Origin of the sequence: Micromonospora sp. DT178 (assembly GCF_049841695.1) — a bacterium.
Lineage (GTDB): Bacteria > Actinomycetota > Actinomycetes > Mycobacteriales > Micromonosporaceae > Micromonospora.
This window is the reverse complement of record NZ_JBNCKV010000078.1, coordinates 1-291: the sequence shown is the minus strand read 5'-3', so window position 1 is coordinate 291 and position 291 is coordinate 1. Positions and strand designations below refer to the sequence as shown.

1 protein-coding gene is annotated in these 291 nt (G+C 69.4%); it reads right to left on the bottom strand.

Going from position 1 to position 291, the window contains the following annotated elements:
- Nucleotides 1-291: beta-ketoacyl synthase N-terminal-like domain-containing protein (locus ACLQ22_RS32035; protein WP_425695608.1), on the bottom strand; the 291-nt coding region annotated here is incomplete at both ends.

Sequence of the window (291 nt, the reverse complement as noted above, 5' to 3'; positions counted from 1 at the left end):
CACCCGCTGCTGCGACGGCCCGTTCGGGGCGCTCAACCCGTTGGAGGCGCCGTCCTGGTTGACCGCGCTGCCCCGCAGCACCGCCAACACCTGATGTCCCCGCCGGCGGGCATCCGACAACCGCTCCAACACCAAAATCCCGACACCCTCACCCCAACCCGTGCCGTCAGCCGCGTCCGCGAACGGTTTGCACCGCCCATCGGCAGCCAACCCACCCTGCCGGGAAAACTCCACGAACGCTCCCGGAGTGGCCATCACCGTCACACCACCGGCCAGGGCCATCGAACACTC